Genomic DNA, 20,338 nt, shown 5'->3' with positions numbered 1-20,338 from the left:
GCGTTCAGCCGGCTCCGGGCAGCCGGAGCTCGAAGCGGGCGCCGCCCTCCCGTGCGTCGCCGACCGTGAGCCGGCCCCCGTGCCGGGCGGCGACGTCCCGGGCGATGGCCAGGCCGAGGCCCGCGCCGCCGTCGTCCCGGGTGCGGGCGTCGTCGAGCCGCACGAAACGTTCGAAGATCCGCTCGCGCTCCTCGGGCGGCACCCCCGCCCCGTCGTCGGTGACGGCGACCACCACGTCACCGCGCTCCGCCGGGCGCACCGAGACGGTCACCGCGCTCCGCGCGTGCCGCTGTGCGTTGTCCAGCAGATTGCCGATCACCCGCACCAACTGCCCGCGCGATCCGGCCACTTCGAGTCCCCCGGAGTCCGGCACGGACACCGTCACCGGGATCCGGTCGCCGCCGCGCTGCGAGACCTCCTCGCGGACCAGCGCACCCAGGTCCAGCACCGTACGCCCCGGCCGCTCCCCCGCGTCCAGCCTGGCCAGCAGCAGCAGATCGGCGGCCAGCGCCTGGAGCCGTACGGTGTCGGCGACCGCGCCCGGCACGTCCAGCAGCTCCGGATGGGCCGCCCCCACCTCCAGCTGGGTGCGCAGCGAGGCGATCGGGCTGCGCAGTTCGTGCGAGGCGTCCGCGACGAACCGCCGCTGCCGCTCCACCGAGGCCTCCAGGGCGGTCAGGGTCTCGTTGGTGGTCCGGGCCAGCCGGGCGACCTCGTCGCGCGAGCCGGGCTCCGGCACCCGCCGGCTCAGGTCCTCGGACGCGGTGATCGCGGCCATCTCGCGCCGGATCCCCTCGACCGGGCGCAGCGCCCGCCGGGTCACCAGCCAGGTCACCCCGGCGACGACCAGCAGCAGCAACGGCAGCCCGATCAGCATCGCGCCGCGCACCGTGCCCACGGCCTCCTGCTCGGCGGCCAGCGGGGCGCCCGCGTGGACGGTCAGGGTCACCCCGGCGGAGGTCGTCGCCCGCACGGACGCGAAACGGTAGTCGGCCGTCTCGCCGTCCACGGTGGCGGTGCCGTTGGCGAAGTCCGGTTCGTCGGAGTCGACTTCACCGCGGCCCGGGGTGCCGCCGCGGTCGTCGTCGTACGCGTCGTCGTCGCTCCCGTCGTCATCGCCGCTCCCGCCGCCGGACTGCCCGGCGGCCGGTGACGGGTCCGGGGTGACCCGGTCCGTGCCGGTGCCGGAGATGGCCCGGAGGTCCTTGGAGACGGCGACCATCCGCCCGTCCTCGTCGGTCACCTGGACCGGATGGTCCTCCTCGTCGCGCGTCTCCAGCCGGTCGTACGGCACGTCGAGGGCGAGCTGCCCGGCCACTTCCCGGGCCACCACCTCGGCCTGGAGCCCCGCCTGGCCGGTCAGGTTGGCGCGCAGTACCAGGAGCACGGAGAGCCCGGCGCCGATCAGGGCGAGGGCGACCACCACGGTGGCGCCGAGCGCGGCCCTGGCCCGTACCGACCTCACAGCGCCTCCAGCCGGTACCCGGCGCCGCGCACCGTGCGGATGGCGGCCGCACCGAGCTTGCGGCGCAGCGTGCTCACGTACACCTCGACGATGTTCGGGTCGCCGTCGTAGGCGAAGTCCCAGACGTGTTCGAGGATGTCCGCCTTGCTCACCACCTGCCCGGACCGCAGCGCGAGCTGTTCCAGCACCGCGAACTCCTTGGTGGTCAGGGTGATCTCGGCCTCGCCGAGGTGGACGCGGCGGGCGGCGGTGTCCATGCGCAGGGCGCCGACGGTGACCACCGGTGAGGCGGAGCCGCCGCCCCGGCGCCGCAGCAGCGCCCGGATCCTGGCCACCAGCACGACGTACGAGAAGGGCTTGGTCAGGTAGTCGTCGGCCCCCGTGTCCAGGCCCTCCGCCTCGTCGTACTCGCCGTCCTTCGCCGTCAGCATCAGGATCGGCGTCTCGTGCCCGGCGGCGCGCAGCGCGGCACAGACCCGGTAGCCGTTCATCCCGGGCAGCATGATGTCGAGGACGACGAGGTCGTACGTCCCCTCGGCCGCGCGGTGCAGCCCTTCGAGGCCGTCGTGCACGACGTCCACGGCGAAGCCCTCGGCGGTGAGCCCCGCGGCCAGGGACCTCGCGAGCCGCTTCTCGTCCTCCACGATCAACAGGCGCATACGCACAGGGTCGCAAACCGAACCTGAAGACGGCTTCAGGTGGCTTCAGGCTGCGTTCAGCATCACCCCGGCACTGTGGATCCCGTCGAAACCGGCCACCCGATCGGGGAGGAACCCTCATGAAGCGCAAGTTCGTCATCGCCGCAGTCACCGCCGCCGTGCTCGTCGGCGGCTCGGCCGCCACGGCGGTCGCCTTCGCGGACGACGACAGCCACGACCGCGGGGCCCGGTCCAGCGTGAAGAGCGGTGACACCGCCCGGACCGGCGTGGCGCAAGCGGTCACGGCCGCCCTCAAGGCCGTCCCCGGCACGGTCACCGAGGCCGAGCTGGACGACGAGGACGGCGGACTCGTCTGGGAGCTCGACGTGTACGGCTCCGACAAGGTCTGGCACGACGTGACGGTGGACGCGGGCAACGGCAAGGTGCTCGGCAAGCACACCTCCGACGACGGTGACGACGGCGGTGACGACGACCGCGACCGGTACGCGCCCCGGTCCGCCCCCGTCTCGCTGAACGCGGCCGTCGACGCCGCGCTGAAGGCGCAGTCCGGGACCGTGACGTCGGTCGACCTGGACGACGACGACAACCGGAGCGGCAAGGCGCCGCACTGGGAGGTCGACGTCCGGGGCAAGGACGGCAAGAAGCACGAGCTGAACGTCGACGCGAAGTCGGGCAAGGTGACGGTGGACCGGTCGGACGACGACCACGGGGACGACGACCGTGACGGGGACGACGACTGAGGGTGCCTTCCCGGCGGGCGGTCAGGGCGCGTAACCGGAGAGAACTCTTCCGTCCTCGAAGCTCAGGAAGAGCACGTCTCCCTTCGCGAGAAGGGAGACGCTTCCCGGGGGAACCCCGTCGGTGGATTCTTCCGGCCAGCCGTTGTACCGCTTGGTCGCGACCGGGATGTCCTGCCCACCGGGGGTGAACTCGTAGGACTCCAGGAAGTTCTCCGTGACGAGGTAGGCGTGGTCGCCGACGATGACCGGTGCGCCCGAGTAGTCCACCGCCTCGGGCGTCGCCCAGCTCTGGCGCCCGTCCGCCAGACCGAACGCATACACCCGTTCCTCGGTGCTCAGCACGACTGTGCCGTCCCGGGTGACAGCGGGCCGATAGGCGATGTCCACTCCGTCGGCGACGATCCGGCGGTTCTGCGGGGCGGTCACATCGACGACCGTCAGACCGCTCGGCCCCGTGCAGAGCAGCGCCCTTCCCCTCAGGACCGGCGTGCGGCAGGTGACGTCCCCGGGCCCGGTGCTCCCCGAACGCGCCCCGTCCGTGCTCTTCAGGATGGTGACGGCATCGCCGACCGCGACGAGCCGACCGTCGGCGAGGAGCAGTTCCCCTTCGTCGGCCGGGTCGTCCCACGGCTCGTCCCACTTGCGGGTGTGCGTGCCGGTGAGGCGGTGGGCGAAGATCCGGCCCGCACCCGTGCCGGTGGTCCTGGTGGCGTAGTACAGGACTCCGGCCGACTGGACGGAGTCGGTCACCCGTGCACCGCCCGCCAGCGGCTCGCGCCACTTCTCGGTGCCGTCGGCGAGGCCGAGCGCCACCAGGGCACCGTCGTCGAAGGCGTAGACGGTGGTGCCGATCACTGCGGCCACCGAGGCCGGTCCGGTGCCCGCCCTTCCTGGCCCGGTCTGCCACCGCTGCTTGCCGTTCGCCGCGTCCAGCGTGGTGATCCGCTCCGGTCCGCCACAGACCAGGGAGGTGCCCGCGATCACGCACTCGACGCGGCCGTTCGCGATCCTGACGTGCCACGGCTGCCAGCCCGCGGGCTTCCCGGAGACATCCGCGGCAGCCGTCCCGAAATCACCGGTACGACCCGCGTCCGCGCCCGGAATGACGGCCGGCCCGGCCTTCGTCCGCACGGCGTCGGAGGCCGAAGCGGTCGGCTGCGCGCCGCCACCACCGGCCCCGCCCGCCTTGTCGTCGCCCCCGCCCTCACCCTCGAAGAGCCCCGGCAGCAGGACCGCCCCCAGCACCACGCACACCACCGTGGCCACTGCCGCCAACGCGATCCACAGCCCCCTGTTGCCCTGCCGCTCCCCCGGTGCGGCCACCGGCACGACCGGCGTCGGGGCGAGGACGGGCCCGCCGGGGTGCGGAGCACCGGACGGGACCGGAGGCGCGGCGGCCGACGGCGCGGCGGCCGCGACTACGGCGCGCGCCCCCGCCGCGTGCGCCGCGAGCTGCCCCCGGATCGCATCGGTCCAGGGGAAGGGCTCCCCGACCGCCCGGCCTTCCGGCAGCAGCATGTCGGCCAGCTGCCGAGGTGTCGGCCGGGCCCCGGCGTCGCTGTGCAGGCACTCCTCGATCACGGCGCGCAACTGTGGTGGTACGCCGGAGAGTTCGGCCTCGCCCTGGGCGATCCGGAAGATCACGGCAGCCATGTCGGAGTCGTCGAACGGGCCCCGCCCGGTCGCCGCGAAGGCGAGCACCGCGCCGAGGCAGAAGACGTCCGACGCCGGTACCAGCGCCCGTGAGCCGTTGACGTGCTCCGGCGAGATGTAGCCGGGGCTGCCCACCACGACCCCGGTGCGGGTGAGCTGGGTGGCGTCGAAAGCCTGGGCGATCCCGAAGTCGATCACCTTCGGCCCATCGGCGCCGAGCAGCACATTGCCCGGCTTGAGGTCGCGGTGGAGTACGCGCACGGCGTGCATGTCGGCGAGCGCGTGAGCCAGACCGGCGCCCATCTCGCGCACCACCGGCTCGGGCATCGGCCCGCCGCGGATCACCGCCTCGGCGAGCGAGGGGCCGGGAACGTACTCCGTCGCCAGCCAGGGCAGCCGGCCGCCCGCGTCACCGCCGACGAGAGACGCGGTGTGCGGGCTGCGCACGGCACCCGCCGCGTCGATCTCGCGCCGGAAACGGATCCGGAAGCCGTCGTCGAGGTCGAGATCGGCCCGTACGGTCTTCAGCGCGACCAGCCCGCCGAGCGGGTCCGCCGAACCGGCGGGCCGGGCCAGATACACCTCGCCCATGCCACCCGCGCCGAGCAGTCCGAGCAGCTGGTAGGGGCCGATCAGCCGGGCGCGGCCGGGCGGAAGCGGCTCGATCACTTCGCGGTCCCCTCAAACGGTTCGTTCATTCGGGCAGCGGTACGGAGACCGCGGTGCCGTCGTCGTACACGACATGCACGACGCCGCCGACCGGCAGCACCTGGGGGTCGAGCAGTTCCTGCTCCAGGTCGATGCCGTTGGTGACGCTGTCGTAGGTCGGTGTCCTGGTCGGGCCAGGAGCGCCCGGAACCGGGGTCCTGGACTGTGGCCCCAGGGATCCGTCGGCGCGGATCGGAACCGTGTAAAGCGTTGTGCTGTCCGCCCAGACCAATGTGTCGGCAACGATCAGCGGGGCGGACACCGGGTTGCTCATGCCCTGTGCCGGCTTCCCGCCGAGCGGGAACCTGCCGAGGATCCGACCGCCGTCGCCGCTCACGACCACGAGTTCGTCGTGCACGTCTTCGCCGCTCCTGCGAAACGTGATCACCCGGTCGTCCAACGCGGTGAGCGTTGCCTCGGCAACGAGCGCGGGGTTCACCGGCACCTGCCCCCGCGACTTGAGCGTCCCCGCCGAGAAGCGCAGCAGGTGCCTGTCCCTACCGAAGCCCGAAGGGTCGTCGTTGGTGAAGTAGGCCGTACAGAAGGCGGAGCCACCACGCACCCGGAGGTTCCCGCACCCTGAGTTGGTTGGCTCGCCGGCCCCCTGAACGGCCTCGCCACCGGCTGTGCCGAGCAGGGTGCCGTCCTTCGGCCGGAAAGCCTTCGGCGCCTCCTCGCCCATGGCGTACACCACGCCGCCGGCGGTGGCGACCGGCCAGAAGTTGCCGCCCTGGGCGTTGGAGACGCCCTGCGGGGACAGCGGCTTTCGCCACTTCTCGGCACCGGTCTTCAGGTCGTAGGCAGCGAGGGACGCATTGTCGAACGTCGGTGCGGTGGAGGCGAAGACCAGGCCGTCGGCCACGAGCGGCGCACTCTCCAAGTTGTGCGCGCCGCCGGACCGGGCCTCCCAGCGGAGCTTGCCGGTCCGTGCGTCCAGCGACTGCAGCCGGTCACCTGCCGCGAGCAGGACGGTGTCGTCGTACACGGTGGGACGGGTGGCACCGGCCGGCATGAAGAACTGTCCACGGGGCCCCCAGCCCGCCGAGCGGGTGGTCTCCCCCGCGTCCAGCGTCCACAACCGGTGCCCGTCCGCCGCCGACAACGCCTCGTACGTGCCGTCCACCTTTCGGCAGACCACCACGTCCCGGCCCGCCGAACAGCCGATCGGCGACCCCGTGAACTTCCCCTTCCAGGACTTCTTCCACCCCGCAGGCCGGACATCCCGGCCGTACGGAACCGTGCCCGAGGCATCCGGGCCGCCGTTCTCGTCCACGCCCGCCACGATGCGGGCGGCGGGCGCACCGCCCCCGCGCGCGGCTTCTTCGGGGGCCTTCCGGTTGTCGCGCCAGGCCAGGATTCCCCCGGTCGCCGCGCCCAGCACGATCAGCGCGGCCAGGGCGGCGCCCAGCACGCGCCGGGAGCGGCGCCGGGGTGGGGCGAGGCCGGGCCCCTGGGTGGGAGCGATATGCAGGCCCGGGGTGAAGTCGGTTCCCTGGGTGGGCAGTTGGTGTGGCGCCGGGTGGCCGTCGGCAGCCACCTCCGTCGGCGTGTACCCCGGCAGCAGCGGGTGGCCCAGCGCCACGACCCGGGCGAGTTCGCGCCCGTGCTCGGCAATGTGCTGCGCCACCGGGTCCGGCCACCGCTCGGCCGCGCCGGGGTCCAGCAGCCCGGCGAGTTCGGCGGCGGCCGGGCGGGCGGCCGGGTCCGCCACCAGGCAGCGGTCCAGTACGGCCCGCAGCGCCTGCGGTACGCCGTCGAGATCGGCCTCGACGTACTTGACCCGGTAGAGCACGGCGGCAACCGGGCCGTCGCCGAAGGGGTCGCGTCCAGTGGCGGCGTAACAGAGCACGGAGGCGAGGCAGAAGACGTCCGAGGCGGGCACGACGCGTCCGCTGCCCGCCACGTGTTCCGGGGACATGAAGGCCGGGCTGCCGACCATGCGGCTGGTGGTGGTGAGCGGGGTCGCGCCGGAGTCGCGGGCGATCCCGAAGTCGATCAGGCGCGGCCCGTCCGCCGCGAGCATCACGTTGCCGGGCTTCACGTCGCGGTGGACGATCCCCGCCGCGTGGACGGCCGCCAGGGCGCGGGCCAGTCCGGCGCCCAGCATCCGTACCTCGGCCTCGTCCATCGCGCCCGCCCGGCGGACCGCGGCGGAGAGGGTCGGCCCGGCCACGTATCCGGTGGCGAGCCAGGGCACCTCGGCGTCGGCGTCCCCGTCGAGCAGCAGGGCGAGATGGGGGCCCGAGACGGACCGGGCGACGCTGATCTCGCGGCGGAAGCGGCTGCGGAAGCCGGGGTCACGGGCTACGTCGCGGCGGACGGTCTTGACGGCGACCGGGTCGCCGCCGCCGTCGTGGACGCCGAGGAAGACCTCTCCCATTCCGCCCGCGCCGAGCCGGGCCCGTACACCGTACGGACCGATCCGTCTCGGCGAGTCCTCCCGCAGCGGTCCCAACATGCGCCACTCCCCCGTCGTTACGCATGGATCGGCGGCATCCCGTACCCGTATCCGGCGGTAATCCTGCCACGGACACGTCACCTCCGGCAGCGTCGGCCGGACATGACGGAGCGGGACCGGGAGAAATGACGGGGCGGGACCGGGAGCGGCCCGCACGCCGCCCCGGTCCCGCCCGGCCGAACCGCGTCCGGCTCACCCCTCGCCGGTGAGCCCCGCCACCAGCTCGTCGGCCGCCGCGTACGGGTCGAGGCGGCCCGCCACGATGCGTTCGGCGAGCGCGCCGAGGTGGCGGTCGCCGTGCAGGTCACCGATGCGCTCGCGCAGCCGGGTGACGGCGATGGTCTCGACCTCGCGGGCCGCGCGGGCCGCGCGCCGCTCGGCGAGCACACCGTGCTCCTCCATCCACGCCCGGTGCTTCTCCAGCGCCTCGACCACCTCGTCGATGCCCTCGCCCCGGGCGGCGACCGTCTTGACGATCGGCGGCCGCCAGTCGCCGGGGCCGCGCGATTCGCCGAGGCCCAGCATGTGGTTGAGCTCGCGCGCGGTGGCGTCCGCGCCGTCCCGGTCGGCCTTGTTGACGACGTACACATCGCCGATCTCCAGGATTCCGGCCTTCGCCGCCTGGATGCCGTCGCCCATGCCGGGTGCCAGCAGGACCACGGAGGTGTCGGCCTGGGAGGCGATCTCCACCTCCGACTGGCCGACGCCGACCGTCTCCACCAGGATCACCTCGCAGCCCGCCGCGTCCAGCACCCGGATCGCCTGCGGTGCCGACCAGGCGAGGCCGCCCAGATGGCCGCGGGTGGCCATGGAGCGGATGTAGACGCCCGGGTCGGAGGCGTGCTCCGACATCCGGACCCGGTCGCCGAGGAGCGCCCCGCCGGAGAACGGCGAGGACGGGTCGACGGCCAGCACACCCACCCGCTTGCCGGCCCGCCGGTACGCCGAGACGAGCGCCGACGTCGATGTCGACTTACCGACACCGGGTGAACCGGTGAGGCCGACGACGTACGCGTTGCCGGTCAGCGGCGCCAGGGCCGCCATCACCTCGCGCAGCTGCGGCGACGCCCCCTCCACCAGTGAGATCAGCCGGGCCACGGCCCGCGGCCGGCCCGCACGTGCCTGCTCGACCAGGGTGGGGACGTCCACCATCACCGCTCCGTTCACTCGCTTCGTGCTCGTGCTCCACGTGTACCGCGTACTGCCTGTTACTTGCCCGGAACCCGGATGATCAGTGCGTCGCCCTGCCCGCCGCCGCCGCACAGCGCCGCCGCGCCGGTGCCGCCGCCGCGCCGCTTCAGCTCCAGCGCCAGGTGCAGCACCACCCGGGCGCCGGACATCCCGATCGGGTGGCCCAGCGCGATGGCGCCGCCGTTGACGTTGACCTTGTCCGGGGTGACGCCGAGGTCCTTCATCGACTGGACGGCGACCGCGGCGAACGCCTCGTTGATCTCGATCAGGTCGAGGTCGCCGGCCTCCAGGCCCTCCTTCTTGAGGGCGTGCCTGATGGCGTTGGAGGGCTGCGACTGGAGCGAGTTGTCCGGCCCGGCCACGTTGCCGTGGGCGCCGATCTCGGCGATCCAGTCCAGGCCCAGCTCCTCGGCCTTGGCCCTGCTCATCACGACGACCGCGGCGGCGCCGTCGGAGATCTGCGAGGAGGTGCCCGCGGTGATCGTGCCGTCCTTGGCGAACGCGGGGCGCAGCTTGCCCAGCGACTCCACGGTGGTCTCCGGGCGGATGCCCTCGTCCTTGGCGAAGAGGACCGGGTCGCCCTTGCGCTGCGGGATCTCGACCGGGGTGATCTCGGCCTCGAAGAGGCCGTTCTTCTGGGCGGCGGCGGCGCGCTGGTGCGAGAGGGCGCCGATCTCGTCCTGGTCGGCGCGGCTCAGGCCGAGGCGGGCGTTGTGCTTCTCGGTGGACTCACCCATCGGGATGTTCTCGTAGGCGTCGGTCAGACCGTCGTACGCCATGGAGTCGAGCATCTCGATCGCGCCGTACTTGTGGCCCTCGCGGGACTTCGGGAGCAGGTGCGGGGCGTTCGTCATGGACTCCTGGCCGCCGGCCACGACGATGTCGAACTCACCGGCGCGGATCAGCTGGTCGGCCAGCGCGATCGCGTCGAGCCCGGACAGACACACCTTGTTCACGGTGAGCGCGGGAACGTTCATCGGGATGCCCGCCTTGACCGCGGCCTGGCGGGCCGGGATCTGGCCCGCACCGGCCTGCAGCACCTGGCCCATGATCACGTACTCGACCTGGTCGCCGCCGATGCCGGCCCGGTCCAGCGCGGCCTTGATGGCGAAGCCGCCGAGGTCGGCGCCGGAGAAGCTCTTCAGCGAGCCGAGCAGGCGGCCCATGGGCGTACGCGCGCCCGCGACGATCACTGAGGTGGTACCGGTCGTTCCAGACATGAGGGGCGCCCCTTGGGATGAGGAGTGAACGAGGGTTTACTTGAATGTACTGAGCGGTACCCCGCCCGTCATCCGGCAGCGGGTGTGACGGCGCGCACGTTGCGTAACCATCCGTGTGGCGCTGCACTGGTTCCATGCTGACGCGAATCGACCACATCGGGATCGCCTGTTTCGACCTCGACAAGACAGTCGAGTTCTACCGGTCCACCTACGGGTTCGAGGTGTACCACTCCGAGATCAACGAGGAGCAGGGCGTACGGGAGGCCATGCTCAAGATCAACGATACGTCCGACGGCGGCGCTTCCTACCTCCAGCTCCTGGAGCCGACCCGGGAGGACTCGGCCGTCGGCAAGTGGCTGGCGAAGAACGGGGAGGGCGTCCACCACATCGCCTTCGGCACCGCGGACGTCGACGCGGATTCCGCGGACATCCGGGAGAAGGGGGTCAGGGTGTTGTACGAGGAGCCCCGGAAGGGTTCGATGGGGTCCCGGATCACCTTCCTGCACCCCAAGGACTGCCACGGCGTGCTCACCGAACTGGTCACGTCCGCTGCGGAGCACTGACCTCCGGATACCCGGCCCGGTAGAGTGGGCTGTTCCGGGCCGGGGCCGGGTCGGGGCCGCGCCGCGTCCCCAGCCGTTGATCTGTCACCATTCCCCGGGGGACCGTTCAGCGGTGGACGGTACTCGTTGGAGTGTCGCGACCAGGGTTGGGGTCTCCCCTGCTCAGCGGGGCATCCCCTGCTCGAACGAAGTTGCGAGTCTGGGGAAGAAGTTGAGAGCTCGGGGAAGGATGGGACCGCGCAGTGCGGGGCTACGAACGCCAGGAGAGCCACCGAGCTGACGACGACCATCTCTCGCGGTTCGAAGCCGAGATGGACCGGCTGAAGACCGACCGGGAGAAGGCCGTCCAGCACGCCGAGGACCTCGGCTACCAGGTCGAGGTCTTGCGCGCCAAGCTGCACGAGGCTCGGCGCAATCTCGCGACCCGTCCCGCGTACGACAGCGCGGACATCGGTTATCAGGCCGACCAGTTGCTCCGTAACGCCCAGATCCAGGCGGATCAGCTGCGGACCGACGCCGAGCGGGAGCTCCGCGACGCCCGTGCGCAGACACAGCGGATCCTCCAGGAGCACGCCGAGCACCAGGCGAGGCTCCAGGCCGAGCTGCACAACGAGGCGGTGCAGCGGCGCCAGCGGCTCGACCAGGAGCTGGCGGAGCGCCGCCAGACCGTCGAGTCCCACGTCAACGAGAACGTCGCCTGGGCCGAGCAGCTCCGGGCCCGGACGGAGTCCCAGGCCCGCCGGCTGCTGGAGGAGTCCCGGGCCGAGGCCGAGCAGTCCCTGTCCGCCGCGCGCGCCGAGGCGAGCCGGCTGGCGGAGGAGACCCGGCAGCGGCTCGGTTCCGAGGCGGAGACGGCCCGCACCGAGGCCGAGGCGATCCTGCTGCGCGCCCGCAAGGACGCCGAGCGGCTGCTGGACGCCGCCGCCGGCCAGGCGCAGGAGGCCACCAGCCACGCCGAGCGGCTGCGTACGTCGACGTCGGCCGAGACCGAGCAGACCCGGCAGCAGACCGCCGAGCTGAACCGGGCCGCCGAACAGCGCATGCAGGAGGCCGAGACCCAGCTGCGCGAGGCCCGGCTGGAGGCCGAGAAGGTCACCGCCGAGGCGAAGGAGGCCGCGGTCAAGCGGCTGGCCGCCGCCGAGTCGCAGAACGAGCAGCGCACCCGGACCGCCAAGTCGGAGATCGCCCGGCTGGTCGGCGAGGCCACCAAGGACGCCGAGACGCTCAAGGCGGAGGCCGAGCAGGCGCTCGCCGATGCCCGCGCCGAGGCGGACCGGCTGAAGTCCGAGGCGTCCGAGCAGGCCCGCACGGCCGCCGCCGAGGACGCCGCGGCCCAGCTCGCCAAGGCCGCCAGGAGCGCCGAGGAGGTACTGACCAAGGCGTCCGAGGACGCCAGGTCAACCACCAGGGCGGCGAGCGAGGAGGCCGACCGGATCCGCCGCGAGGCGGAGGCCGAGGCGGACCGGCTGCGCGGCGAGGCCGCCGAGCAGGCAGACCAGCTCAAGGGTGCGGCCAAGGACGACACCAAGGAGTACCGGGCCAAGACGGTCGAGCTCCAGGAGGAGGCCCGCAGGCTGCGCGGCGAGGCCGAGCAGCTGCGCTCCGAGGCGGTCGCGGAGGGCGAGCGGATCCGCGGCGAGGCCCGCCGCGAGGCGGTCCAGCAGATCGAGGAGGGCGCGAAGACCGCCGAAGAACTGCTGGCCAAGGCGAAGGCCGACGCGGAGGAGCTGCGGTCCACCGCGGGCGCCGAGAGCGAGCGGGTCCGCAGCGAGGCGGCCGAGCGGGCCGCCACGCTGCGCAAGCAGGCCGAGGAGGCCCTGGAGCGCGCCCGCGCCGAGGCCGAGCGGCTGCGTACCGAGTCCGAGGAGCAGGCCTCCTCGACCACCGCAGCGGCCGAGCAGGCGGCGGTGGAGCTGCGCGAGGAGACCGGGCGCGCGGTCGCGGCCCGGCAGGCGGAGGCGGCCGAGGAACTGGCCCGGCTGCACACCGAGGCCGAGACCCGGGTCGCCGGCGCCGAGCAGGCGCTCACGGACGCGCGCGCCGAGGCGGAGCGCCTGAGGCGCGAGACGAACGAGGAGTCCGAGCGGCTGCGCGCGGAGGCCGCCGAGCGGATCCGGACGCTGCGGGAGCAGGCGGAGACCGAGGCGGAGCGGCTGCGCGACGAGGCCGTGGCGGACGCGTCGCAGGCCCGTGCGGAGGGCGAGTCCGTCGCCGTACGGCTGCGTTCCGAGGCCGCCGCCGAGGCGGAGCGGCTCAAGTCGGAGGCGCAGGAGAGCGCCGACCGGGTGCGGTCGGAGGCCGCCGCCGCCGCCGAGCGGGTGGGCACGGAGGCCGCCGAGGCGCTGGCCGCCGCCCAGGAGGAGGCGAACCGGCGGCGCCGGGAGGCCGAGGAGACCCTCGACGCGGCGCGCACCGAGGCGAACCAGGAGCGGGAGCGGGCCCGCGAGCAGAGCGAGGAACTGCTCGCCTCCGCCCGCAAGCGGGTCGAGCAGGCGCAGGCCGAGGCCCAGCGGCTGGTCGAGGAGGCGGACGGCCGGGCGACGGAGCTGGTCTCCGCGGCCGAGCAGACCGCCCAGCAGGTGCGGGATTCGGTCAGCGGGCTGCAGGAGCAGGCCGAGGCGGAGATCGCCGGGCTGCGCTCGACCGCCGAGCATGTCGCGGAGCGGACGAAGTCCGAGGCGCAGGAGGAGGCGGACCGGGTCCGCACCGACGCGCACGCCGAGCGGGAGCGGGCCGGTGAGGATGCGTCCCGGATCCGCCGGGAGGCGCGGGAGGAGTCCGAGGCCGCGAAGGCGATGGCCGAGCGGACCGTGGCGGACGCGATCGCCGAGTCGGAGCGGCTGCGGGCGGACACCGCCGAGTACAGCCAGCGGATGCGCACCGAGGCCTCCGACGCGCTGGCCTCGGCCGAGCAGGACGCCTCGCGCAGCCGCGCGGAGGCCCGCGAGGACGCCAACCGGATGCGTTCCGACGCCGCCACCCAGGCCGACCGGCTGGTGGGCGAGGCGACGAGCGAGGCCGAGCGGCTCGGTACGGAGTCGACGCAGCGGGCCGCCGGGCTCGTCGAGGAGGCGACCCGGCAGGCCACCGGGCTCGTGGAAGAGGCGACCCAGCAGGCCACCACGCTGGTCGACGACGCGAAGCAGCGGGCGGCCCGGCTGTCGGGCGAGGCCGTGGACGAGGCCGAGCGGATGCGGGCGGAGGCGGCGGCCACCGTCGGCTCGGCGCAGGAGCACGCGGCCCGCACCCGCGAGGAGTCGGAGCGGCTGCGCGCCGAGGCGGAGTCGGCGGCCGAGCAGATGCGCGCGGAGGCCCGCCAGGAGGCGGACCGGCTGCTCGACGAGGCCCGGGAGGCCGCGGCGAAGCGCCGGGCCGATGCCGCGGAGCAGGCCGATCAGCTGGTCGACAAGGCCCGGGAGGAGGCGCTGCGCGCCGCCACCGAGGCCGAGAAGCAGGCCGACACGATGGTCGGCGCGGCCCGCAAGGAAGCCGTGCGGATCACCTCGGAGGCGACGGTCGAGGGCAACTCCCTGGTGGAGCGGGCCCGTACGGACGCGGACGAGCTGCTGGTCGGCGCGCGCCGGGACGCCACGGCGATCCGGGAGCGGGCCGAGGAGCTGCGGGCCCGGATCGAGGGCGAGATCGAGGAGCTGCACGACCGCGCCCGGCGGGAGACGTCCGAGCAGATGAAGACGGCGGGCGAGCGCGTCGACAACCTGATGAAGGCGGCGACGGAGCAGCGCGACGAGGCGGCGGCCAAGGCCAAGGAGCTGCTGGCGGACGCCAATTCGGAAGCGAGCAAGGTCCGGATCGCCGCGGTGAAGCGGGCCGAGTCGCTGCTGAAGGAGGCCGAGCAGAAGAAGGCCACGCTGGTCCGCGAGGCCGAGAAACTGCGCGCCGACGCCGAGGTCGAGGCGAAGCGTACGGTCGACGACGGCAAGCGCGAGCTCGATCTGCTGGTGCGCCGGCGCGAGGACATCAACACCGAGATCTCCCGTGTCCAGGACGTGTTGGAGGCGCTGGAGTCCTTCGAGACGCCGGGTAGCGGCGGCAAGGGCTCGGGCGGTTCCGCCGGCGGCGTCAAGGCCGGCGCCTCGGCGGGCACTCGATCGAGTGGCAAGTCGTCCGAGGGGTAGTCGCCTTGCCATCTCCCATGCTCCGTCAGGAACGTTCAACCCTCCGAGTGGCAAGAGTTGCGGGGGTTAGCCACTCAAAAGAGGTGTCATTCTCCAGATCAAAAGGGCATCCGCTCGATGACACGCCGTTCCGGCCCCTAGGATTCCCTCTAACACCTCACCGGTCTCATTCGACAGGAACCTCATGAGCGACCCTTCCTCCCCCTTCGGCTTCGAGCTCGTGCGACGTGGATACGACCGCGGTCAGGTGGATGACCGCATTACCAAGCTCGTCGCCGACCGTGATAGTGCTCTCACCCGCATCACGTCTCTGGAAAAGCGCATCGAGGAGCTCCACCTCGAAACGCAGAACGCCCAGGCCCAGGTGAACGACGCGGAGCCGTCGTACGCCGGACTCGGCGCCCGCGTGGAGAAGATCCTGCGGCTGGCCGAGGAGGAGGCGAAGGACCTGCGTGAGGAGGCCCGTCGCGCCGCCGAGCAGCACCGCGAGCTCGCCGAGTCGGCCGCCCAGCAGGTGCGCAACGACGCCGAGACGTTCGCCGCCGAGCGCAAGGCGAAGGCGGAGGACGAGGGCGTCCGGATCGTCGAGAAGGCCAAGGGTGAGGCCGGCTCGCTGCGCACGGAGGCCCAGAAGGACGCCGCGCAGAAGCGCGAGGAGGCGGATGCCCTCTTCGAGGAGACCCGCGCCAAGGCCGCCCAGGCCGCCGCGGACTTCGAGACCAACCTGGCCAAGCGCCGCGACCAGTCGGAGCGCGACCTCGCGTCCCGTCAGGCCAAGGCCGAGAAGCGTCTCGCCGAGATCGAGCACCGCGCCGAGCAGCTCCGCCTGGAGGCCGAGAAGCTCCGTACGGACGCCGAGCGCCGGGCCCGTCAGACGGTGGAGACCGCGCAGCGCCAGTCCGAGGACATCGTGGCCGACGCGAACGCCAAGGCCGACCGGATCCGCAGCGAATCGGAGCGCGAGCTGGCGGCGCTCACCAACCGCCGCGACTCGATCAACGCCCAGCTGACCAACGTCCGCGAGATGCTGGCCACGCTGACCGGTGCCGCGGTCGCCGCCGCAGGCACCCCCGCCGACGACGAGCCGGTCACCCGTGGTGTCCCGGCTCAGCAGGGCCGCTAGCCCTCAGTACGTCAGCTGTACTCCTTGCGCGCCCGGTTCCGCCCCTTGTGGTGGCGCCGGGCGCGCGGCCGTTCTAGCGTGAACGCATGATCGAGCTCGATGGCCTCACCAAGCGCTTCGGCAACAAGGTTGCCGTCGACCGGCTCTCCTGCCGGGTCAGACCCGGGATGGTGACGGGTTTTCTGGGACCCAACGGGGCGGGCAAGTCCACGACGATGCGGATGATGCTCGATCTCGACAACCCGACCAGCGGTTCGGTGCGCATCGACGGCAAGCACTACCGCGACCTGGAAGAGCCGCTGAAGTACATCGGGGCGCTGCTGGACGCCAAGTCGATGCACGGCGGACGCAGCGCGTACAACAATCTGCTCTGTCTCGCGCAGAGCAACCGCATCCCGGAGAGCCGGGTCGCCGAGGTGCTGGACACCGTCGGGCTGACCGCGGTGGCGAAGAAGAAGTCGAAGGGCTTCTCGCTCGGCATGGGCCAGCGGCTCGGCATCGCGGCGGCGCTGCTCGGCGACCCGCAGGTGCTGCTCTTCGACGAACCGGTCAACGGCCTGGACCCCGAGGGCATCCACTGGATCCGAACTCTGATGAAGACGCTCGCCTCGGAAGGCCGGACGATCTTCGTCTCCAGCCACCTGATGAGCGAAATGGCCCTCACCGCCGAACACTTGATCGTGATCGGCCAGGGCCGGCTGCTCGCGGACACGTCGATGGCCGACTTCATCCACCAGAACTCCCGCAGTTACGTACGGCTGCGCTCGCCGCAGCAGGAACGGCTGCGCGACGTACTGCACGAGGCGGGGCTGATCGTGGTCGAGACCGCGGGCGGCACGCTGGAGATCGACGGCGCGACGACCGAGGCGCTGGGCGAGCTCGCCGCGCAGCACCAGATCGTGCTGCACGAGCTGAGTGCCCAGCGGGCCTCCCTGGAGGAAGCGTTCATGCAGATGACGGCGGGGTCCGTGGAGTACCACGCGCACTCGGACCATGCCCCGGCGCCACCGCCGGCGGGCCCGCAGTGGGGCGAGCAGTGGAACCGGCAGTCCGGTGGCCCCGCCGCCGGCAGCGGCAAGGAGGTGTGACGACGATGGCATCGGTACCCGCGGTCCTGACCTCCGAGTGGACCAAGATCCGTACGGTCTCCTCGACCGTCTGGACGCTGATCTCCGCGTTCGTCGTCACCGTCGCGATGAGCGCGGCGCTCTGCGCCCTGATGAACTCCCAGTTCGACGACCTTCCGGTGGCGGAGCGAGCCACCTTCGACCCGACTCTGATCAGCTTCTCCGGCATGGTCCTCGGTCAGCTGGCCATGGTCGTCTTCGGTGTGCTGGTGGTGGGTACGGAGTACAGCTCCGGGATGATCCGCACCTCGCTCGCGGCGGTGCCCCAGCGCGGTTCGTTCCTGCTCAGCAAGGTCGTGGTGGCCGGGGTGCTGGCCCTGGTGGTCGGCATCGCGACCAGCTTCGTCTCGTTCTTCCTCGGGCAGGCCCTGCTCGGCGACCACCACACGGACATCGGCGCGGACAACGTGCTGCGCGCGGTCGTCGGCGGCGGCCTCTACATGGGGCTGATCGGGATCTTCTCCATGGGCGTGGCGACGATGCTGCGCAGCTCCATGCTGTCGCTCGGCATCCTGATGCCGTTCTTCTTCCTGGTCTCCCAGATCCTGTCGGCGGTGCCGGGGACGAAGAAGGTCGCGCGCTACTTCCCCGACCAGGCCGGTTCCAAGATCATGCAGGTGGTCCCCGACGCGATGAACAGCGGCCCGGCTCCGTACGGGCCGTGGGGCGGGCTCGGGATTCTGGTCGCCTGGGTGGCGGCGGCGCTGATCGGCGGCTATGTCGTACTGAAAAAGCGCGACGCCTGACCGCTCGCCGGGCCGGGCCGGGCCCGCGCCGCCCGACCGCGTCCGACCGGCCCGGAATCCTCGCCTCCGCTCCGCCCGGGGCGACGCGCAGCGCAACGGCTTGGCCGGAACCGTCAATGCCTGGATATCCTCCTAACTCTTACGGGGGCGTGCGGCCAGATGGCCTGGGCCCCGACGACAGATGTGAGTCGATGGGGCTGGAGCATGATCGAGGCAGTCGGCCTGACCAAGCGCTACGGTGCGAAGACGGCCGTGCACAACCTTTCCTTCCAGGTGCGGCCGGGCGCCGTCACCGGATTCCTCGGTCCCAACGGGTCGGGCAAGTCCACCACCATGCGCATGATCCTGGGCCTGGATCAGCCGTCCTCCGGCCATGTGACGATCGGCGGCCACCCCTTCCGCAGCCTGCCGAACGCACCGCGCCAGGTGGGCGCGCTGCTGGACGCGAAGGCGGTGCACGGCGGGCGCAGCGCCCGTAACCACCTCCTCTCGCTGGCCCAGCTCGCCGGCATCCCGGCCGCGCGGGTCGACGAGGTGCTCGGGGTCGTCGGTCTCCAGGACGTCGCTCGCAAGCGGTCCAAGGGCTTCTCGCTCGGCATGGGCCAGCGGCTCGGCATCGCGGCGGCGCTGCTCGGCGACCCGCAGGTGCTGCTCTTCGACGAACCGGTCAACGGCCTGGACCCCGAGGGCATCCTCTGGGTCCGCAATCTGATGAAGATGCTGGCGTCCGAGGGGCGTACGGTCTTCGTCTCCAGCCATCTGATGAGCGAGATGGCGCTCACCGCCGACCATCTGATCGTGATCGGCCGGGGCCAACTGCTCTCCGACATGAGCGTCAAGGACTTCATCTCGGCCAATTCGGCCGACTTCGCCCGGGTGCGGGTCGCGGACGGCCCCGCGGAGGGGCGCGAGAAGCTGACCGCCTCGCTGACCGAGGCCGGCGGGCAGGTCATGTCCGAGCCGGGCGGGGCACTGCGGGTCACCGGGCTGCCGCTGCCGCGGATCAGCGACGCGGCGTACGAGGCGGATGTCCGGCTGTGGGAGCTCTCGCCGCACCAGGCCTCGCTGGAGGAGGCGTACATGCGGATGACCCAGGGCGTCGTGGACTACCGCTCGACGGCGGACCAGAAGGCGGGGCTGCAGCCGCCGGCGCCGCCGCACGGCTACGCGCAGCCGGGGTACGAGGTTCCGCAGCCGCCCCAGACGCCGCAGCAGAACTGGTACGCCCCGCCGCCGCCCGGACAGAACCCGTACGCGGCAGCCCCGGCCGAGCCGGCCCCGGCCGCCCCGGACCTGACCAAGCGCGAAACCAGCGAGGACCCCCGATGACGACGCCGACCACGCCGGAGACGCAGCCGGCCCCCCAGGAGCAGCCGGCCCCGGCCCCGCAGGCCGGTTTCTACACCTCGCCGATCCCGGTGCGCCGGGCCACCCTGGGCGATGCGATCGCCTCCGAGTGGACCAAGATCCGCTCGGTGCGCTCCACGATGTGGACGCTCGGCGTGATGATCGTGCTGCTGCTCGGGATCGGGCTGCTGGCCGCGGTCGCGGTCAACACCTCCGGGACCGGTCTCGAAGAGACGCCGGTGCTCAGCTTCGGCTTCTTCGGGGTGCTGCTGGGCTCGATCTGCGTGATCACGCTCGGTGTGATGACCATCGCGTCGGAGTACGGCACGGGCATGATCCGTACGACGCTGACGGCCTGCCCCAGCCGGGCCCGGGTACTGAGCGCGAAGGCGATCGTCTTCTTCCTGCTCACCTTCGTGATCACGACCGTGACGACCGCACTGGTCGCGGTGTTGCAGACGGCGATCATCGACAGCGCGGCGCCCTCCGGCGCCGACTGGCTGCGCGCGACGGTCGGTGTCGGCCTCTACATCGCGGCGCTGGGGCTGCTCTCGCTCGCGATCGGCGCTCTCATCAGGCACTCCGCCGGTGCGATCACGATCATGATCGGTGTGGTGCTGCTGCCGCTCGTGCTGGCCATGTTCATGTTCTCGGATTCGCTCTCCGGCCTGCGGATGAAGCTCTTCGAGTACTCGATCCCGAACCAGCTCAGCGCGTTCTACGCCACCTCGGTCGCCGATTCGGGACCGTCCGGCTGGGACCCGCTGTGGATCATGCTCGGCGTCGCGGCCGTGGCCCTGATCGGCGCGTACGCCGCCCTGGACCGCCGGGACGTGTAGGGCCCGTCCCGAGGAGTTCAGTAGCGAGGCGCGTTCCTGGACCGCTGCACCTGTGTGGTGCGGCGGTCCTTCGCGTTCCAGCACGCCTTGTGCCAGTGCCTGCGGTCGTCGATGCCGCCGTACTCGGACCAGGCCACCAGGTGCGGGACGCCGGAGGGGATCTCCTGGTCGCAGCCGGGGCAGCGGTAGCGCTTGCCCGCCGCGCTCGCGCCGTTGACCGGGCGGACGGACCACTGCTCGCCCTGCCACTCCTCGGCCCGTCCCCCGCCGCCGTAACGGCCCCCCGGCTCCGCTGGGCGGCCGTCGTGGGGACTCTCGCCGCCTCGGGGGCGGTTGCGGCGCGGGGACACGTGACACCTCACG

Annotated in this window: 15 protein-coding genes; 8 read left to right on the top strand and 7 right to left on the bottom strand. The window is 72.5% G+C overall.

All coding sequences use genetic code 11. The features are described from left to right. Positions 1–4: 4 nt before the first annotated feature. Together ABZ622_RS25685 and ABZ622_RS25680 are read right to left on the bottom strand one after the other, a co-directional pair. Positions 5–1,465, bottom strand: a complete 1,461-nt coding sequence (locus ABZ622_RS25685; protein ID WP_360546933.1) for a HAMP domain-containing sensor histidine kinase — start codon at positions 1,463–1,465, stop codon at positions 5–7. Further along, entirely contained in the window at positions 1,462–2,124 is a 663-nt protein-coding gene (locus ABZ622_RS25680) for a response regulator transcription factor (protein ID WP_360546931.1), read from the bottom strand. The genes ABZ622_RS25685 and ABZ622_RS25680 overlap by 4 nt, the downstream gene beginning before the upstream one ends. 119 nt (positions 2,125–2,243) lie before the next feature. On the opposite strand from ABZ622_RS25680, the gene ABZ622_RS25675 reads away from it, so the two are divergent. Next, on the top strand, positions 2,244–2,864 hold the full coding sequence (locus ABZ622_RS25675) for a PepSY domain-containing protein (RefSeq protein WP_360546929.1): 621 nt from the start codon (positions 2,244–2,246) through the stop codon (positions 2,862–2,864). 21 nt (positions 2,865–2,885) lie between these two features. Here the strand turns inward: ABZ622_RS25675 and ABZ622_RS25670 are convergent, their stop codons facing one another. From ABZ622_RS25670 to ABZ622_RS25655, 4 genes are all read right to left on the bottom strand, one after another. Further along, entirely contained in the window at positions 2,886–5,186 is a 2,301-nt protein-coding gene (locus ABZ622_RS25670) for a protein kinase (protein WP_360546927.1), read from the bottom strand. A 25-nt stretch (positions 5,187–5,211) separates the two neighbouring features. After that, positions 5,212–7,683 carry a serine/threonine-protein kinase gene (locus tag ABZ622_RS25665; protein ID WP_360546925.1) on the bottom strand — a complete coding sequence of 824 codons (2,472 nt, stop codon included), beginning with the start codon at positions 7,681–7,683 and terminating at the stop codon, positions 5,212–5,214. Between the two features lie 192 nt (positions 7,684–7,875). Continuing rightward, positions 7,876–8,835 (bottom strand): methylmalonyl Co-A mutase-associated GTPase MeaB, encoded by a 960-nt coding sequence (gene meaB / locus ABZ622_RS25660; protein WP_360546923.1) that lies wholly within the window; start codon positions 8,833–8,835, stop codon positions 7,876–7,878. A 56-nt stretch (positions 8,836–8,891) separates the two neighbouring features. Continuing rightward, positions 8,892–10,094, bottom strand: coding sequence for an acetyl-CoA C-acetyltransferase (locus ABZ622_RS25655; protein WP_360546921.1), 1,203 nt, complete (start codon positions 10,092–10,094; stop codon positions 8,892–8,894). Positions 10,095–10,228: 134 nt separating this feature from the next. Here ABZ622_RS25655 and mce point away from each other — a divergent pair, with 134 nt between their 5' ends. From mce to ABZ622_RS25620, 7 genes are all read left to right on the top strand, one after another. Further along, positions 10,229–10,657: a methylmalonyl-CoA epimerase gene (mce, locus tag ABZ622_RS25650; protein WP_360546919.1), complete on the top strand. Its 429-nt coding sequence runs from the start codon at positions 10,229–10,231 to the stop codon at positions 10,655–10,657. A gap of 242 nt (positions 10,658–10,899) precedes the next feature. Further along, the gene (gene scy, locus ABZ622_RS25645; RefSeq protein ID WP_360546917.1) at positions 10,900–14,793 is read left to right on the top strand and encodes a polarized growth protein Scy; all 3,894 of its coding nucleotides are present in this window, start codon (positions 10,900–10,902) and stop codon (positions 14,791–14,793) included. Between the two features lie 184 nt (positions 14,794–14,977). Further along, the gene (locus ABZ622_RS25640; RefSeq protein ID WP_072486740.1) at positions 14,978–15,916 is read left to right on the top strand and encodes a cellulose-binding protein; all 939 of its coding nucleotides are present in this window, start codon (positions 14,978–14,980) and stop codon (positions 15,914–15,916) included. 86 nt (positions 15,917–16,002) lie between these two features. Further along, positions 16,003–17,004: an ATP-binding cassette domain-containing protein gene (locus tag ABZ622_RS25635; RefSeq protein ID WP_360546915.1), complete on the top strand. Its 1,002-nt coding sequence runs from the start codon at positions 16,003–16,005 to the stop codon at positions 17,002–17,004. Between the two features lie 5 nt (positions 17,005–17,009). Continuing rightward, complete coding sequence (locus ABZ622_RS25630; RefSeq protein ID WP_360546913.1) at positions 17,010–17,789, top strand: ABC transporter permease subunit; 780 nt, start codon at positions 17,010–17,012, stop codon at positions 17,787–17,789. A 204-nt stretch (positions 17,790–17,993) separates the two neighbouring features. After that, positions 17,994–19,118, top strand: a complete 1,125-nt coding sequence (locus tag ABZ622_RS25625; protein ID WP_360546911.1) for an ABC transporter ATP-binding protein — start codon at positions 17,994–17,996, stop codon at positions 19,116–19,118. Then, positions 19,115–19,975: an ABC transporter permease subunit gene (locus ABZ622_RS25620; protein ID WP_360546909.1), complete on the top strand. Its 861-nt coding sequence runs from the start codon at positions 19,115–19,117 to the stop codon at positions 19,973–19,975. The genes ABZ622_RS25625 and ABZ622_RS25620 overlap by 4 nt, the downstream gene beginning before the upstream one ends. Positions 19,976–19,992: 17 nt before the next feature. Here the strand turns inward: ABZ622_RS25620 and ABZ622_RS25615 are convergent, their stop codons facing one another. Next, entirely contained in the window at positions 19,993–20,325 is a 333-nt protein-coding gene (locus tag ABZ622_RS25615; RefSeq protein WP_360546907.1) for an ATP/GTP-binding protein, read from the bottom strand. Positions 20,326–20,338: the final 13 nt, after the last annotated feature.

It is taken from the genome of Streptomyces sp. NPDC007164 (assembly GCF_040634135.1).
Classification (GTDB): Bacteria; Actinomycetota; Actinomycetes; order Streptomycetales; family Streptomycetaceae; genus Streptomyces; species Streptomyces sanglieri.
The sequence above is the reverse complement of the archived record's forward strand: the minus strand, read 5'-3'. Positions and strand labels throughout refer to the sequence as shown.

Bases quoted from the DNA above. Each gene is read 5' to 3' on its own strand.
- ABZ622_RS25680 (WP_360546931.1), bottom strand. From the start codon at position 2,124: ATGCGCCTGTTGATCGTGGAGGACGAGAAGCGGCTCGCGAGGTCCCTG.
- ABZ622_RS25675 (WP_360546929.1), top strand. From the start codon at position 2,244: ATGAAGCGCAAGTTCGTCATCGCCGCAGTCACCGCCGCCGTGCTCGTC.
- ABZ622_RS25665 (WP_360546925.1), bottom strand. From the start codon at position 7,683: ATGTTGGGACCGCTGCGGGAGGACTCGCCGAGACGGATCGGTCCGTAC.
- meaB (WP_360546923.1), bottom strand. From the start codon at position 8,835: ATGGTGGACGTCCCCACCCTGGTCGAGCAGGCACGTGCGGGCCGGCCG.
- ABZ622_RS25655 (WP_360546921.1), bottom strand. From the start codon at position 10,094: ATGTCTGGAACGACCGGTACCACCTCAGTGATCGTCGCGGGCGCGCGT.
- mce (WP_360546919.1), top strand. From the start codon at position 10,229: ATGCTGACGCGAATCGACCACATCGGGATCGCCTGTTTCGACCTCGAC.
- ABZ622_RS25640 (WP_072486740.1), top strand. From the start codon at position 14,978: ATGAGCGACCCTTCCTCCCCCTTCGGCTTCGAGCTCGTGCGACGTGGA.
- ABZ622_RS25635 (WP_360546915.1), top strand. From the start codon at position 16,003: ATGATCGAGCTCGATGGCCTCACCAAGCGCTTCGGCAACAAGGTTGCC.
- ABZ622_RS25630 (WP_360546913.1), top strand. From the start codon at position 17,010: ATGGCATCGGTACCCGCGGTCCTGACCTCCGAGTGGACCAAGATCCGT.
- ABZ622_RS25625 (WP_360546911.1), top strand. From the start codon at position 17,994: ATGATCGAGGCAGTCGGCCTGACCAAGCGCTACGGTGCGAAGACGGCC.
- ABZ622_RS25620 (WP_360546909.1), top strand. From the start codon at position 19,115: ATGACGACGCCGACCACGCCGGAGACGCAGCCGGCCCCCCAGGAGCAG.